Source organism: Flagellimonas sp. (assembly GCF_965222555.1).
Classification (GTDB): domain Bacteria; phylum Bacteroidota; class Bacteroidia; order Flavobacteriales; family Flavobacteriaceae; genus Flagellimonas.
In genome coordinates this window covers 667,162-684,121 of sequence record NZ_CBDCUG010000005.1, presented here as the reverse complement: position 1 = coordinate 684,121, position 16,960 = coordinate 667,162, and the positions used below count along the sequence as shown (strand labels likewise).

11 protein-coding genes are annotated in these 16,960 nt (G+C 40.5%); 6 read left to right on the top strand and 5 right to left on the bottom strand.

What is annotated here, in order from left to right:
• The first annotated feature begins 14 nt into the window (after positions 1-14).
• The 5 genes from ACOQO1_RS11540 to ACOQO1_RS11520 all read left to right on the top strand — a co-directional run bounded on the left by ACOQO1_RS11540 (position 15) and on the right by ACOQO1_RS11520 (position 9,959).
• Entirely contained in the window at positions 15-1,586 is a 1,572-nt protein-coding gene (locus ACOQO1_RS11540; protein WP_420603029.1) for a SusD/RagB family nutrient-binding outer membrane lipoprotein, read from the top strand.
• Positions 1,587-1,754: 168 nt separating this feature from the next.
• A complete protein-coding gene (locus ACOQO1_RS11535) occupies positions 1,755-5,039 on the top strand; it encodes a VCBS repeat-containing protein (protein WP_420603028.1) in 3,285 nt (1,094 codons plus the stop codon).
• 78 nt (positions 5,040-5,117) lie between these two features.
• Positions 5,118-5,975, top strand: a complete 858-nt coding sequence (locus tag ACOQO1_RS11530; RefSeq protein ID WP_420603027.1) for an endonuclease/exonuclease/phosphatase family protein — start codon at positions 5,118-5,120, stop codon at positions 5,973-5,975.
• 20 nt (positions 5,976-5,995) lie between these two features.
• Positions 5,996-9,139, top strand: a complete 3,144-nt coding sequence (locus tag ACOQO1_RS11525; RefSeq protein WP_420603026.1) for a DUF5107 domain-containing protein — start codon at positions 5,996-5,998, stop codon at positions 9,137-9,139.
• A gap of 25 nt (positions 9,140-9,164) precedes the next feature.
• Positions 9,165-9,959, top strand: coding sequence for an endonuclease/exonuclease/phosphatase family protein (locus ACOQO1_RS11520; protein ID WP_420603025.1), 795 nt, complete (start codon positions 9,165-9,167; stop codon positions 9,957-9,959).
• A 29-nt stretch (positions 9,960-9,988) separates the two neighbouring features.
• Here ACOQO1_RS11520 and ACOQO1_RS11515 read toward each other — a convergent pair whose 3' ends face one another.
• The 5 genes from ACOQO1_RS11515 to ACOQO1_RS11495 are packed head-to-tail and all read right to left on the bottom strand — an operon-like array spanning position 9,989 to position 15,895.
• Positions 9,989-11,464, bottom strand: coding sequence for a tagaturonate reductase (locus ACOQO1_RS11515; RefSeq protein WP_420603024.1), 1,476 nt, complete (start codon positions 11,462-11,464; stop codon positions 9,989-9,991).
• A 30-nt stretch (positions 11,465-11,494) separates the two neighbouring features.
• Complete coding sequence (locus tag ACOQO1_RS11510; protein ID WP_420603023.1) at positions 11,495-13,147, bottom strand: UxaA family hydrolase; 1,653 nt, start codon at positions 13,145-13,147, stop codon at positions 11,495-11,497.
• A 3-nt stretch (positions 13,148-13,150) separates the two neighbouring features.
• Entirely contained in the window at positions 13,151-13,819 is a 669-nt protein-coding gene (locus tag ACOQO1_RS11505) for a bifunctional 4-hydroxy-2-oxoglutarate aldolase/2-dehydro-3-deoxy-phosphogluconate aldolase (protein WP_420603022.1), read from the bottom strand.
• Positions 13,820-13,830: 11 nt separating this feature from the next.
• Entirely contained in the window at positions 13,831-14,871 is a 1,041-nt protein-coding gene (locus ACOQO1_RS11500) for a PfkB family carbohydrate kinase (protein ID WP_420603021.1), read from the bottom strand.
• A 10-nt stretch (positions 14,872-14,881) separates the two neighbouring features.
• Entirely contained in the window at positions 14,882-15,895 is a 1,014-nt protein-coding gene (locus ACOQO1_RS11495; RefSeq protein WP_420603020.1) for a zinc-binding alcohol dehydrogenase family protein, read from the bottom strand.
• Between the two features lie 145 nt (positions 15,896-16,040).
• Between ACOQO1_RS11495 and ACOQO1_RS11490 the strand changes: the two genes are divergently transcribed.
• Positions 16,041-16,943: an AraC family transcriptional regulator gene (locus tag ACOQO1_RS11490; RefSeq protein WP_420603019.1), complete on the top strand. Its 903-nt coding sequence runs from the start codon at positions 16,041-16,043 to the stop codon at positions 16,941-16,943.
• Positions 16,944-16,960 lie beyond the last annotated feature (17 nt).

Here is a 16,960-nt window from a genome sequence, read left to right as displayed (position 1 = left end):
TAAAAAGAAAAGACATGAAGAAATTTATTAAAAAGATTGGTTATTTAAGCTCCTTGGGAATATTGCTCATGGGCTGTACCAGTGATTTTGCAGAAATTAACACAGACCCTTTGGCATTGGATATTGGTGCTTTGGAGGAAAGTCAGGTGCTCCAAGGACAGGCATTTGCGCAAGCGCAATATGTTGCTGTTAACGGATTGCACTGGCGTTTTCAGATTTCCCAAAATTTGTTTTCAGATATATGGTGCCAATATTTTGCCACTACTGCATCTGGATTCGATTCTGACCGTTATGTACAGGTAGGTCGATGGGCCGACTTGGCATGGGGTTCATTTTATGGTCAGGCAGCACCACAGATCAAATTGATCGAAGATTTATCTGAGGCCAATGCGAATGATGTGGGTAACGCCATGGCAAAAATATGGCGTGTTCATTCCTATCATAGAATTACGGACTATTGGGGTCCAGTACCCTATTCTGCATTTGGAAATGAAGAATTGTCCGTAGCTTATGATTCTCAAGAATCCATGTACAACGACTTTTTTGTCACCCTTGATGATGCGGTTGCAAAATTACAAGGTGGAGGAACATCCTACGCAGGAAGTGATAGAATGTATGGTGGTAGTGCAGCCCAGTGGTTGAAGTTTGCCAACAGCCTTCGTTTAAGACTGGCCATGCGAATCAGATTTGCTGATCCAGGAAGAGCCCAGAGTGAAGCGGAAAAAGCGGTAAGTGCTGGTGTAATTACAGACAATGCTGATAATGCTTTTGTATCAGTGGATGATACCAATAGAAATCCGTTGGAAACCATCACTGATTGGGGTGAATTCCGTATGAGCGCAACCATGGAGAGTATTCTTAAGGGATATGATGATCCAAGGATGCCTGAATATTTTGCACCAGCTGTGGATGGAGATTCCGATGGAGATGGTATTCCTTATGAAGGTTTATTGAATGGTCAAACCAGAGTTTCTTTGGAGACCAGTAAAAATGCAGGACATTCCGATTTGGCAACCAAGTTTATTGATGTGGCCAAGGGAGGTGAAAACCCACCTATTGAGTTAATGAACGCTGCCGAGGTATTCTTCCTTAGAGCTGAAGGGGCCCTTGCAGGATGGAACATGGGTGGAACCGCACAAAGTCTGTACGAAGATGGTATAAGAGCTTCAATGACTCAGAAAACAGGTGCTGATGGCGCAGCCATAGATGCCTATATTGCCAGTGCTAACGTTCCTGTGTTATACGATGCTGGTACTTCACCTGTAACCGATATCCCTATTGCATTTGATGCCGGAGGTGGTGCTGAAAGACAATTGGAGCAAATTATCACTCAGAAGTGGATCGCAATTTACCCTAACGGTTGGGAAGCTTGGGCAGAACTTAGAAGAACGGGCTATCCAAAACAATATGCCAGAGTAGAATCTCAGAATCCAGACGTTGGAGTAGATGAGATTATGAGAAGAATGGTCTATGTTCAAAGTGAGTTCGATACCAATGGTGAGGCAGTTAATGCCGCCATCGCTCTTCCAGAGATGTCAGGTGGAGATAAAAACAGCACCAAAGTATGGTGGGACAAAAAGAATTAGTTTGAGTTTGAGTAAGTTAAGTTTAATGTAGCGAAAAGTACCAATGTAATGTAAGTCATTGGTACTTTTTCTTTATAAGATCACCTTTTTCCAGTAAGTCCATTTTTGGGATAATATACTATTATCATATTTTAAATTATGAAGCCTTTTCTGTTCAAAAATCACCTAATGTTTTTGATGTTTCTTGCTTTTCTCTCTTGTGAAAATCAAGAAACGGAAACCTTGTTTACACTACTACCCTATAATAAAACGGGGATTAATTTTAATAACAGGCTTCAAGAAACTGAAAAGTTCAATGTGCTTGAATATGGTTATTTGTACAATGGGGGAGGAGTTGCTGTTGGGGACATCAATAATGATGGTTTATTGGATATATACTTTACAGGTAACATGGTGGGAAGCCACCTTTACCTTAACCAAGGGGATTTTAAGTTTAGGGAAATAGCAAAAAAGGCAGGAGTATTTGCAGAAGGATTATGGAATACTGGTACGACCATGGTAGATGTAAATGCCGATGGGTTATTGGATATCTATGTATGCCGATCAGCTGCCAAAGATCCTGATAAGAGAAGAAATTTATTGTTCATCAATAACGGAGATCTGACTTTTACTGAAAAAGCTAAGGAATTTGGTATAGATGATTCAGGTTATACTACACAAGCTTCATTTTTTGACTATGATAACGATGGTGATTTAGATCTTTATGTGCTGAATCATTCCACACAAGAATATGCGGGTTTTGATCGCATCACGTATAGATTGAAAGACCGTAAGAATAGTGCTTACTCTGATAAGCTCTATAAAAATGATGGCGGACATTTTATGGATGTTAGTGAAGAAGCAGGACTTATTTCCAACGTGCTGGGCTTTGGTTTAGGTATTTCTGTTTCCGACTTGAACAATGATGGATGGTTGGATATGTATGTATCAAACGACTATAACGAACAGGATTATCTCTACTTGAACAATCAAGATGGAACATTTACCGAAAGTCTGGAAAAATACGTGGGTCATACCTCTCTTTTCTCCATGGGTAGTGATATTGCCGATGTCAACAATGATGGTTATACAGATATTATAACATTGGATATGTTACCTGAAGATAATTACAGGCAAAAAATGGTATCTGGACCGGACAACTATGAAAAACACAGCCTCTTGGAGAAATCGGGATTCTACCATCAAACCATGAGAAATATGATGCAGCTGAACAACCAAGGCAATTCATTTTCCGAGATTGGTCAGTTTTCCGGTATTTCAAATACAGATTGGAGCTGGGCCTCGTTAATTGCTGATTTTGATAACGATGGGTTTAAGGATGTTTACATTACCAATGGATATAAACGGGACTACACCAATATGGACTTCATTAATTATGCGGTCCAAGAAAAGCTTAACGAAAATAAGACTGGTCAACGTACTGCAATTTCTGAACTTTTGGAGAACATGCCCTCCGCGGTAGTGGAAAATTATATGTACCAAAACAATGGAGATTTGACCTTTGCAAAAATGAACACTGATTGGGGTCTAGATCAAAAATCTCTTTCAAATGGTGCGGCTTATGGAGATTTGGACAACGATGGTGACCTTGACCTCATTGTGAACAATATTGATGGTCATGCATTTCTCTACAGAAACAACAGTGAACAGATCAAGACCAACAATTACCTGAAAGTAAAGCTAAAGGGAAGCGATAAGAATAAATTTGGTGTTGGCGCCAAAATTGAATTGGAACATAATGGAAATACCAATGTCCAAGAAATGATACCTAGCAGGGGATATCAATCCTCCATGCCCTACAACCTCGTTTTTGGGCTTGGTAAGGATAGCGTGGTCCAAAAATTAAGGATTAAATGGCCAGATGGTAAGGTTCAGGTATTGAAAAATATTAAAGCAAATACAACGCAAGAGATTTCAAACGGTGATGCTATGACAATCCTTGGAAGTAAGATAAGCGAAGAATCAGACTCTTATTTTGCATCCAGGACCGATAGCCTTATATCGTATCAACATGTAGAAAACGAATACAACGATTTTAAAAGAGAACGGTTGCTTCCACATCAATTATCAACTCAAGGACCCAAAATAGCACAAGGAGATATCAATGGTGATGGTCTGGAAGATGTTTTTGTAGGAGGGGCAAAAGGAAGTTTGGGACAATTGTTTCAACAGAACAAGAACGGGGAGTTTGTGACTCGTAACAACAACTTTCTATTGACAGATATTGACTCAGAGGACATAGGGGCGCAGTTTTTTGATGCGGATAAAGATGGCGATCTCGATCTTTATATAGTAAGTGGGGGCAATGCTTTTGACAAAGAAGATGCTGAACTTCAGGACAGGATTTATGTAAATGATGGGAAGGGTAATTTTAGAAAAAAAGAAGAAGCCTTGCCGCAAATGCTAACGAGCGGATCGTGTATAAGTACAGGTGATTTTGATAACGATGGCGATTTAGATCTGTTTATAGGAGGAAGAGTGATGCCAGGGGAATACCCAACTTCGCCAAGAAGTTATATTTTGATCAATGATGGCCAAGGTAATTTTGAAGATAAAACTGCAGAGATAAGCTCGGATTTAGAGTTTCCCGGAATGGTTACCGATGCAGTTTGGACAGATTTCAACGCAGATGGCCAATTGGATCTTATTGTAGTGGGTGAATGGATGCCCATCAGAATATTTGAAAATGCCGGAAATACATTAAATGAAATCACAGAAACAAGTGGAACCAAGAACTCGGAAGGACTGTGGAATAAAATTGTGGCCGACGACTTTGATGAAGACGGCGATATGGATTATGTTCTGGGAAATTTTGGCCTGAACTCGCAGCTGAAAGCGTCCATTTCTGAACCTGCTTCCTTGTATGTGAAGGATTTTGACGGTAACGGCTCCATAGATCCAATACTCTGTTCCTATATCATGGGTGAAGAATTTCCGGCTTTCTCCAAGGATGATTTGGTAGAACAGTTGAATGGCCTTAAAAACAAATATGTGAGTTATGAGGACTATGCAAATGAAAAGATTACAGACATTTTTTCAGCTCAAGAATTGGAAAATAGCACGGTATATCAAGCAAGGAATTTTAGTAGTGGCTATTTGGAAAATTTAGGGAACAACCAATTTCAATTTATTGCATTGCCGATGGAAGCACAGTTGTCTCCTGTTTATGGTATCATTTCTCAAGACTTTAATGGAGACGGACATAAAGATGTTCTTTTGGCGGGTAACTTTTATGGCACACGGGTAAAATATGGCAGGTATGATGCCAGTAAGGGAACTCTGCTTTTAGGAGATGGAAAAGGAAACTTCAGTGGTGTTGGTAGCTCTGGGAGCGGTTTGAATGTTGATGGTGAAGTCCGTGATTTGGCTCTTTTGAATTTAGCTGACGATAAAAGAGTAGTGGTGTTCGTCAAAAATAATGCTCCAGTTGAAATCTATTCTTTAGATAAGTAGCCAACTGCTCAGCAGTGTGATGGGAACTTGAGAGTTCTTTCAGAACTGAAAACCAAATAGGTGATGAATTGTATTTTGATGAAAAATCAAAAGCACAGAAGATTAATGTCAATCCTGATTTTGATGGGGGTCTTTATGTCTTCCTGTGCACAAACTGCCAAAAGAGAGAAGAAAGTTATTAGAGTGCTCAGTTATAATATTCATTATGGCGTGGGAACCGATTCGGAAAAGAATCTTCAGCGAATTGCAAATGTGATTAATGAACTTGATCCAGATATTGTGGGACTACAGGAAGTGAGTGATTCAATTATGGTGGCTGAACTTGCAGAATTAACTGGTATGAAAGGGGTTTTTGGAGCTTCCACCGAGATAGAGCCACCAAACCTGTATCGTTTGTTGGGTATTCCTGTGCCAAAATCCCAATTGTTCTACGGAGATGCTATTTTATCCAAGCACCCCATGAAATTCGTGGGAAATGTTTCAATCCCAAGTGCAAGCAGCAGCAGATATGAAGCTATGTGTGTCGATATTGATATATCAAAATTATCTGGAAAAGAAGATGAAATAAGGTTCGTGAACACCCATTTTGACTATTTGGAAACCATTGGTTCCAAAGAGGCAAGAAAGGCAAGTGTTGAAGTTATTGAGCAAGCATTTTTTGAAGAAGGAACTTCCCTGTCCATTTTAACCGGAGATTTAAATGTAACACCTCGGTCCGAACCAATCCAACTCCTTGAAAAAAAAGGTTGGATCTATGAAAACATGGGTAAGGAACTGTTTACGGTTCCCGTTGCAAAACCAAAAATACAAATCGATTATGTTCTTCCAAGACCAAAAAACAGATGGAAGGTTGTGAATGTCCAAGTCATTGAAGAACCAATGGCTTCCGACCACCTGCCTCTATTGATGAGCTTGGAATTAGTTTCAAAAGAATGACAATTTAAACCAATTATTAAATGAGAACGCAATTACAACAGGCGGTAGGCATGTTAATTTCAAAAACACATATGGCACTGGTAGTATTATTTTTTCTGCCATGCTTGTTACTGTCTCAATCGGCTACAATAACTGAAGAGATGCGACAGTTGGAAACCTACGGTTTTGGAACTCCCAATCCAGTTCCGATTCTAACGGAAAATCCAAAAATATTCCCATATTTTAAGTTTGAGGGATATTCCCATACCTCACAAAAAAAAGGATGGAAGGTCGTCAAACTTGAGAACGAGTACATTGAAGTATATGTGTTGCCAGAAATTGGAGGTAAAGTTTGGGGAGCTATTGAGAAAAGCACAGGTAATGAGTTTTTGTACCGAAACGAGGTGGTCAAGTTTAGGAATATTTCCATGCGCGGACCCTGGACTTCAGGTGGAATAGAATTCAATTTTGGCATAATAGGGCACCATCCTTCCACCGCAACTCCTGTTGATTACAAAACAATAGAGAACAAAGATGGAAGTGTAAGCTGTGTTGTGGGAAATTTGGACTTACCCTCCAGAACATACTGGCAAGTTGAAATTCGTTTGGAAAAGGACAAGGCCTATTTTGAAACCAATGCATCATGGTACAATGGAACGCCTTTAAATCAATCATACTATAATTGGATGACGGGGGCAGCCCCTGCCACCGATGATTTGGAGTTCTTCATACCTGGAAATGGTTATTTGGAGCATAACGGGACATGGCAAAAGTGGCCTATTGATGATAAGGGAAGAGATTTGTCCATGTATAAGAACAACAATTTTGGGCCTTCAAAATCCTATCATATTGTTGGTGACTTTAAAAACTATTTTGGAGGGTATTATCACGATAGTAATGTGGGGTTTGGTCACCTATCACCCTATGAGGAAATGCCTGGGCAGAAGCTATGGCTTTGGGCACTCTCAAGATCAGGGGGCATTTGGGAAGATTTGCTAACAGACACTGACGGACAATATATTGAATTTCAGGCAGGGCGATTATTCAATCAATATTTCCCTGGAGCAGAAAACCCGGTCTCCCAAGCCAATTTTGACCCATATGTAATGGATTCATGGCAAGAACTCTGGTTTCCCATCAAACAGATTGGCGGAATGGAGGCAGCATCTGAATATGGCGTGTTGAATGTGGAACGTAAAGGAGACAATGCCACTTTGGGAATCAATGCCCTTCAATCGTTTAATGAGCAACTGCAAATTTTTATAAATGGCGTGGAAGCATCAGTGGAAAACCTTCAAATGGAACCGATGCAGGTTTTTGAAAAGACTTTTCCATGCAAGGACACGGATGAGCTGGAAATCTTTTTGGGGTCGGACAAGCTCCAATATACATCTGTGAACAAAACTTTGCTCAAAAGAGATTTTGTGCACAATCCAGAAATCAAAGCTTCCGAAGTGGAGAGATTGTTCCACGAGGCATCAGAAGCCATGAAGTATCGTGAATATGACTTGGCGGACGAAAAGCTATCGGAATTGTTGGCTCTGGATTCATTCCATGCCAGGGCTTTAGTACTTTTGGCAGAGGCGGAATACCGAAAAACAAGCTACACTAAAGCTTTGGAGCATGCAAATACCGTGTTGCAGCTGGACACCTATAACCCAGCAGCGAATTATATGGCAGGAATTGCATATTGGGCGCAAGGGGATGCCTTAAATGCTATTGAATCTTTAGGTTGGGCAGCGCGGTCAATTCAATACCGTTCTGTTGCATATGCGCAAATGGCTGAGATTTACCTTCATATGAACAATACCAAAAAAGCTGTGGAATATGCTAAAAAATCCTTAGCCTTCAATACGTATAACCTAAATGCTAGACAGGTATTGTTGGTTGCTTTCCGAAGTTTAAACAATACGGAGGCATTTAACAAACAACTCCATAAGATTTCTAAAATAAGCCCAATAAACCATTTTGCGGCTTTTGAGAAAATTAAATTCGAAGGTGGAGCGTCAGATGCGATTTTGAAAGATGTTCAGAATGAATTTGATAGTGAAACTGTGTTGGAACTTGCGTGGGAGTATTTGAATTTAGGGGAAGATAAAACGGCAATGGAATTGCTGGGTTTAAACGTAACAGATAGCAAGTCCAAACTAGTGTTGGCGTATGAATTACAAAAGAAGAACCCGGACAAGAGCGCTGCTTTGATTCAAGATGTGGTAAATGGATCACCCAATTTTGTTTTTCCATATCGTCGAGAAATGATTCCCGTTTTGGAATGGGCGGTCAATACAAATAATGACTGGAAGTTTAAATATTATTTGGCCCAGAATTACTTGGCGGTTGGGTTAAAAGATAAGGCAGCAAAACTACTGGAGCAGTGTGGAGATGTTCCTGATAATGATGCTTTTTATAAGTTCAGGGCTAAAACTTTGGAAGACTCCGCTTATGAAAGTAAGCTTAAGGACTATAGTAAAGCTTTTGATTTGAATAAGAATTATTGGAAAAACTGGGATGATTTCATGTCGTTTTATTTGGAAAAAGATAAAAAACAGGAGGCGACCTCACTTGGTAAAAAAGCGGTTAAAAAATTCCCGGGCAATTACAATGTTGGCCTTAGCTATGCCAAATCCTTGGTGGCAACCGGAAGTTACTCCAAGGCAATTTCTGTGTTGGCAGGGTTGAATATTCTACCATTTGAACATGCTTCGGAAAGCAAAAACATATATAATGCCGCACATATTTATTTGGCAAAACAGCATATGGATAAAAATCAGTTTGACAAGGCGGCCAACCTTTTAGAAGCTTCAAAAGCTTGGCCAGAAAATTTAGGAGTTGGAACTCCCTATAATCCTGATGATAGATTGCCGAACTATTTGTTAGGGCTATGCAATGAAAAATTGGGCAAACAAGATGAGGCGAAAACACATTTTGAGCATGTGGCCAACTATACAGCTAATAATATTGCAGGGACAAATACACTTTTTAAACTAATGGCTCTTGATAAACTCAACAATAACAATAAGAAAGAAGAGTTGTTATTGGAACTCAAGAAAATGTCTGGTGAAAACTCAAATGCTGCCTTGATTTTGGCATTGGTTGAAAAGGACTTGAACAAGGTAGAATCCATTGCTGAGTCTAAAAATATTGACCAAAGATTGATGGATATCTTGAAATATTGCTTGGATTAAAAATTGATTGAATCAAATGGGAAAAATGAGGTTTAAAATAATAGTTCTAGTATTCTTGGTATTGAATTTCCCCCTAGTTTGGGGTCAAACCAAAGACAACGATAAAAAAACGGTAAAGGTATTATCGTTCAATATTTTAGGAGGAAGAACAACAAAAGGGGATTTTAATCTGGATGCGCTTGCGAAACTAATTAATGATGCAAATCCGGATTTTGTGGCCATGCAAGAAGTCGATTTTAAGGCAAATAGATCTAAAAAGTACGATCTGGTAACCGAACTGGGCTGGAGAACTAAAATGGCCCCAATATTTGCTCGTGCCATGTACTATGATGGAGGGGAGTATGGAGAAGGAGTGTTATCTAAATATTCCTTCTTGAGCACTAGGAACATAGCCTTGCCATATTTGGAAGGACAAGAACCACGAGCCGCCATTGAAGTTGTGGCTGAATTGCCTTCAAAGGATACCATTGCATTTGTTGGAACACACTTTGCCCATGAAACCAATGAAGGACGGGAAATACAGGCGAAAAAAATAAACGAGGTGTTTTCTTCCAACATTTACCCCACAATATTGGTTGGGGACTTAAATGCAAAACCTGGCAGTGGTCCTATCAATACCTTGGAAGAAATGTGGCAAGCTACCTACGACAAGAAAAATCCGGAACCTACTTTTCCTTCGGATAATCCTAGAGTGAAAATAGATTATGTAATGTTTTACCCAAAGAATAGATGGAAGGTGATAGAGCGGAAAGTAATAAAGGACACTTATGCATCTGATCATTGTGCCTATTTGGTAACGCTTGAACTTTTGGATGAATAACGATTATAATTACAAAATGGAATCCTATTCTAGACGTTTATATTTCGTTGTTCGGTATTAAAACCTTCCAAGGCAACCCTCATACTTTTGGTAATTATTACATGAACATATTTTGAAACCAACTCGGTGGCGCCTTCCAAAGTATTAAGGTCCAAGCCCCAAAAATCTTGCTTGGAAAGTACTGAGCCAGTTATTGCTCTTGCTGTTTTATAGCTGTTATCTTTTGCCTTAGACCAATGTTCCGTAAAAAAGCTTAACACTTCCTGACTGTCCGCAAGTTTAATTGTTTCTCCATTTTTGCTGCCCCTATAAAAAACAATCAATGAGGCCAAGGAGAACAGAATTTTTTTGGGAAGCTCATTTTTACGTTTTATATATTCCAACACGGATGGAAGCACCCTGGTTTTGTATTTAGAAATCGAATTCAGTGAAATGCTCATCAGTTTATGTTCCAGATAGGGATTTCTAAAACGATCTAACACGTCATTTGCAAATTGTTCCAGTTCTTTTTTGGGTAGGTCGAGCGTTGGACAGATTTCATTAAAAATGGCATCTTTTAAAAAAGAGCCCACAACATCGTCTTCCAGAGATTCTCTTACCGTATCAATTCCATATAAATAGCCCACGGGCACAAGGCAGGTATGGGCACCATTCAAGATTCTGACTTTACGGGTTCTATATGGTTCCATATCATCAGTAAAGACAACGTTGAGGCTACTAGCATCTGAAGGGAATTCCTTCCTGACACTTTGAGGTCCTTCAATAACCCATAAGTGAAATTGCTCACCTTCAACCACTAACTTGTCATGATATCCCAATTCTTTCGTAATGGCTTCCATTTTATTCTTCGGATGGCCAGGAACAATTCTATCCACCAAAGTGTTACAGAAAATATTGTTGTCATTAATCCATGCAGCAAATGCCCCTCCCAAGTTCCAATCCGTTGCATATTGCAATATTATTTTCTTTAGGATGTCTCCATTTCTATCTATCAATTCACAAGGAATTATGATCAATCCCTTGTTTTTTGCACCTTCAAACATTTGAAACCTCTTGTACAGCAAAGCGGTTAGTTTTCCTGGAAAGCTTGATTGAGGTTTATCATCTAATTTATCCACAGAATTGTAAGCAATACCTGCTTCCGTTGTGTTGGAAATCACAAAACGTAAATCTGGATTTTCCGCAATTGCCAAATAGCTTGAATAATTTTCATAGGGATTAATGCCTCGTTGAATACAATCGATGATTTGATGTTCACTAATGGCCGTGTTATTCTTGATCCCATTTAGGTACAATGTATATAGGCCATCTTGTTCGTTTAGTGTTTTTACAAGTCCTTGTTCAATCGGCTGTACAACCACTACTCCCGAATTAAAATGGGCTTTTTTGTTCATCTCATGAATCATCCAATCGGCAAAAGCCCGTAAAAAGTTACCTTCCCCAAATTGGATGATTCTTTCAGGGTATGAATTTGCAGGTATCGTATTCCTGTTTAATGGATGCATGCTGATTTAATCTTTTTAAGTCATTGTTTTTTATAGGGAGACGCCCCTTTTCCAAGGAATAAAATCGTTATGTCCTTGCTGAACGGCTTTTGAAGGAACTTCACCACTTGCTACTTCAATAATGTGGTCCAATACTTTTTCTCCCATGCTCTCAATGGTATCCTCACCACTTATTATGGTTCCTGCATTGATGTCTATGATGTCGTTCATTCTTTCATATAGATCTGTGTTACTGGACATTTTTAGTACGGGGGCAATGGGATTTCCCGTTGGTGTTCCCAATCCTGTGGTAAAAACGACAATATTGCAGCCAGATCCAACCAGACCTGTTGTGCTTTCCACATCGTTTCCCGGGGTACACAATAGATTTAAACCAGGTTTGGTGACCTGCTCTGTATAATCTAATACCTGCACTACGGGAGAGGTTCCACCTTTTTTAGCGGCACCTGCAGATTTCATGGCATCTGTAATCAAACCGTCTTTGATATTCCCTGGGGATGGATTGTTTTCAAAACCAGAACCAACTGCTATGGCCGCTTTGGAATATGAACGCATAAGGTCGTGGAATTTTTTTGCATCATGTTCTGTTTCACATCTGTTAATGATATCTTGCTCAACTCCATTTAATTCAGGAAACTCGGCCAAAACGGGACTTCCTCCCAGAGCGACCAACAAGTCGGAGGCATAACCCAATGTTGGATTTGCGGATATTCCTGAAAATCCATCTGATCCGCCACATTCCAATCCCAAAACCAATTTGTTCAATGGAGCTGGTTTGCGTTCAATTTTGTTGGCTTCCATTAAGCCTACAAACGTATGTTTTACAGCTTCTTCGATAAGGTGCCTTTCACTTGCGCTTTTTTGTTGTTCCAAATAATGGATTGGCTTGGATAAATCAGGATTTATGGCTTTCAACGAATCTTGAAGCATCTGTATTTGTGCATTTTGACATCCTAGACTTAAAATAGTGGCCCCAGCTACATTGGGATTTGCAATATAGCCGGCCAAAAGGTTGCATAGTGTTTTGGCATCTTCTCTTGTGCCTCCACAACCACCGTCGTGTTTTAAAAACTTAATGCCATCCACATTTGAAAATATCCTGTTTTTGGATATTTCTTCCTTTGTTGTGATAATGGACGTGTTGTAAAGTTCTTCTGGAGTAGCTCCCGATCTGTATTTGTTGATGAGCGTGTCAGTATCCACTGCAAAATCCTTCTTGGTTTCGTACCCAAGTTTTTCAGATAGTGCTCCCTCCAATACATCTACATTTCTGTTTTCACAGAATGTAAGAGGAATGACCAACCAGTAATTTGCTGTCCCCACTTTTCCATCTGCTCTGTGATACCCATTAAAGGTTCTTCCTTCAAATTTTGAGATATCTGGAGCTGTCCATTCGTATTTTTTGTTGGATTCGTTGTAAGAAGCGGATGCATGTTTTATGTTGTCAATGGTGATGGTACAACCCGCCTGAATTGGTTTTATGGCCTTGCCGATAAGTACACCGTACATGAAGATTTCATCGCCAACGACCAAATCATTCAAGGAAAACTTATGTTTTTCCTTAATATCTTCTTTTAGAGTTACGGTGATTCCATTGATCGTAGCTTTTGTACCACTTTTTAAATTGGTTATTGCTACGATAATATTATCTTTTGAATCTATTTGAACGTAACTCTGCGACATACCTTATTTTCTAATCGATTTTATAACCTCCAAAGTTTCTTTAACCTTTTTTTGAAGGCTTTTGTAATCCTCATTGGCAATGATCTCTTTTGAGATGAGTTTGGAGCCCATTCCCACGCATGTCACCCCTGCATCGAACCAGGCCCTAAGATTATCCTCATCCGTGCTCACCCCTCCGGTTGGCATAATATTGGTCCAAGGTTGGGGACCTCTTATTGCTTTTACAAATCCAGGGCCGTAGGTTGAACCGGGAAAAAGTTTTACGACCTCACATCCGAGCTCCTCGGCCTGGGCGATCTCTGTCAGGGAACCACAGCCCGGGGACCACAGTACCTTTCTCCGGTTGCAGACTTTGGCGATGTCCTCCCTGAAAACGGGGGTGACCACAAAATTGGCCCCCGACTGCATATAGAGGGAAGCCGCCCCCGCATCGGTGATGGAACCCACCCCGAGTATCATTCCCGGCAGTTCGCTCTGTGCGTACTTGACCAGTTGCCCGAATATCTCGAAGGCAAAATCTCCACGTGCGGTGAACTCCATCAACCTTGCCCCTCCGTCATGACAGGCCTTGATCACCTTCTTTGCCACGGAGACATCGGAATGGTAGAATAGCGGGACCATTCCCGTTTCCTTCATTGCCGCAGCTACCTCCAATCTTGAATACTGTGCCATTGTTGTCCTTTTTATCTGGAGACCCTTCCCGAGGCGTCCCCTCCCATTAATTTTTCAACTTCCTCTACCGTGACCAGGTTCGCATCCCCCTTTATGGTGTGCTTCAGGCAGGATGCGGCCACGGCAAAGTCCAAGGCCCTTTGGTCATCACCGGGATGGGTAAGCAGGCCATAGATCAGTCCTCCCATAAAGGAGTCCCCACCTCCCACGCGGTCCACGATGTGTGTGATCTGGTACTGTCGGGTATCGTACATTTTCCTGCCATCGTAGAGCACCCCGGCCCATGTGTTGTGGGACGCCGAGATGGAGCCCCTAAGGGTGGTGATCACCTTTTTTGCATCTGGGAACTTCTCCATTATCTGCTTGCACACCGACAGAAACGCCTCGGCCTTTACCTCGTGCCCCTGGGTGGTGATGTCCAATCCCTTGGGCTTAATGCCAAAGTGCATCTCGGCATCTTCCTCGTTGCCCAGGATGACATCACAATAAGATGTCAGCTCTGTCATTATCTTTTCCCTGTCCCCGCCGTACTTCCACAGTTTCTTGCGATAGTTAAGATCAGTGGAAACGGTGATTCCCATTTTTTTGGCGGTCCTTACCGCTTCAAGGCAGGCATCTGCGGCCCCTTGGGAGATGGCTGGGGTGATCCCTGTCCAATGGAACCACTGTGCCCCGTTGAAGGCCTTTTCCCAATTGACCATTCCGGGCCTTATCTCCGCCATGGCGGAATGTGCCCTGTCGTAGACCACCTTACTGCCGCGGCTCACGGCCCCGGTCTCCAGAAAGTAGATGCCCAGCCTGTCGCCGCCGTAAATGATGTTGTCGGTGCCGACCCCGCGCTTTCTCATTTCCATTTTGGCACATTGGCCAAGGTCATTCTCTGGCAGGCGTGTAACAAAATCCACGGGGATGCCATAGTTGGCCAGGGAAACGGCCACATTGGACTCCCCACCGCCATAGACCACATCGAAACTGTTGGACTGTGAGAACCTCAGGAACCCCGGAGGGGACAACCGCAACATGATCTCACCAAAGGTGACTACTTTTTTCATACATTATATTTTAGAAACTTACTGTTGCTTTAATTACCCCATTGTTGGAATTCAACCATGAATCAAAATGGGATATCATTTCTGTGTAATCCACATTATGGGTGATAAAGGAATCCAGTGGAAACAAACCTTTTTCCAATATGGAAATAACATGCTCAAAATCCTCTAAAGTGGCATTTCTGCTGCACATGATGGTAGTCTCTTTTGCATGTATGGCAGGATGTGAAAATAAAAGTTCCCCTTTGGAAAGTCCTACCAAAACATATCTACCACCATGAGACATATAATCGGGACCATTTTCTAAAGCTCCTTTGTGCCCCGTAGCATCAAATACAGCTGTTGCCATATCTCCATTTGTAATTTGTTTTACCTTTTCAACTGCTTTTGTATCACCCAGTACTACGTAATCTATTCCGATTTCTTTCTTAGCGTAGTCAAGCCTTTTTTGGTTTATGTCAATAGCAATGACTTCAGCCCCTGCAATTTGGGCAAGTTTCATAATGCCAATACCTATAGGGCCGCAACCTACGACCACTATGGTTTCTCCAGGTTTTAATTCTGCACGTCTTATGGCATGTGCGCCAATTGCCAGAGGTTCTACTATTGCCATTTCGTCATCAGTAAGATTTTGAGCAGGGATAAGTATGTCTATAGGTACACATATGTGTTCCTGCATGCCGCCATCAGTATGCACCCCCAATACTTGAATATTCGTACAACAATTAGGTTTTCCGTTTTTACAGGAAATACACTTTTTACAGCTCAAATATGGCATTACAACCACATTATCCCCTACCTTAATTCCTTTGTCGTTTTCTCCTATTTCCTTAACAGTGGTCGCTAACTCATGTCCTAAAATTCTTGGATAGGAAAAAAAAGGCTGATTGCCGGCATACGCATGTAGATCTGTTCCACAAATACCTACTTTGTTCACCTTTAATATCGAATTTCCCTTGGAATTTATAGGGACACTTTTTTCTTTAAGTTTAAACTCACCGGGCTTTTCACATGTTATATACTTCATTTTGGGTGATTAGTAGAAACAAAGGATTCTGAGTCAAAAATAGAATAACAACATTTTAAGGGCTGCCACAAATTATAAATATACTACAACTATTTTTGCCTTAATTGTTTTGCATAACTTTGTTTTTAGTGTTTTTGTAGAACTAATGAAGCTTCAATTACTAAGTAGGGAGAATCCGGATAACGACTCTTTTATGGTTACCCACCATAAAGCGGCTCATTTTTTAAAAACATGGCACTATCATCCAGAACTGGAACTTGTTCTTTCCGTTAGAGGAACTGGAACACGTTTTGTTGGAGATAATATTATGAAATTTAACCCTGGTGATGTGGTGTTGATAGGAGAGAATCTACCTCATATGTGGCTCAATGACGATGTTTATTTTGAGAAAGATTCAAAACTTATTGCTGAAGATATTGTAATCCATTTTAAGAAGGAATTTTTGGGAGTCGATTTTATTGAGACCAAAGAAATGAACCATATTTTTAAATTACTTTTTAATGCCAGATATGGAATTAAATTTAGTAAACCACCTGTCACTATAGGGAGGGACATCAAGAAATTACATAGAATGCCAGCTGGTTTTGACCGGACCTTGAAATTCTTGGACTTATTGAATAAATTGGCTCTACATCCGAAGCATGAGTTTTTGTCCACAAAGGATTTTGTGACTACTTATAAGAAAAATCAAAATAGGAATTTGGACAAGACCTATGAATTTATATTGAAAAATTTCCAGGATAACATTGATCTTGATGGTGTTGCAAAAGTATTGGGAATGAACCCATCAGCATTTAGTAGATTTTTTAAACGGGCCAGTTTGAAAACTTTTTCTAGATATTTGAATGAGGTGCGCATTAACTATGCATGTAGAATGCTTTTGGACGAAAACCAAAATGTTTCGGATGTTTGCTACAAATCTGGATACAATACCATATCAAATTTTAACAAGCAATTTAAGGTAATTATGAAAATGTCCCCAACAGAATATATCTCTCAATATAGAGATAATGGAATTGAACAAAACTTAACTCAGGAAACCCTTTAAACAAATCTCCAGGTGGG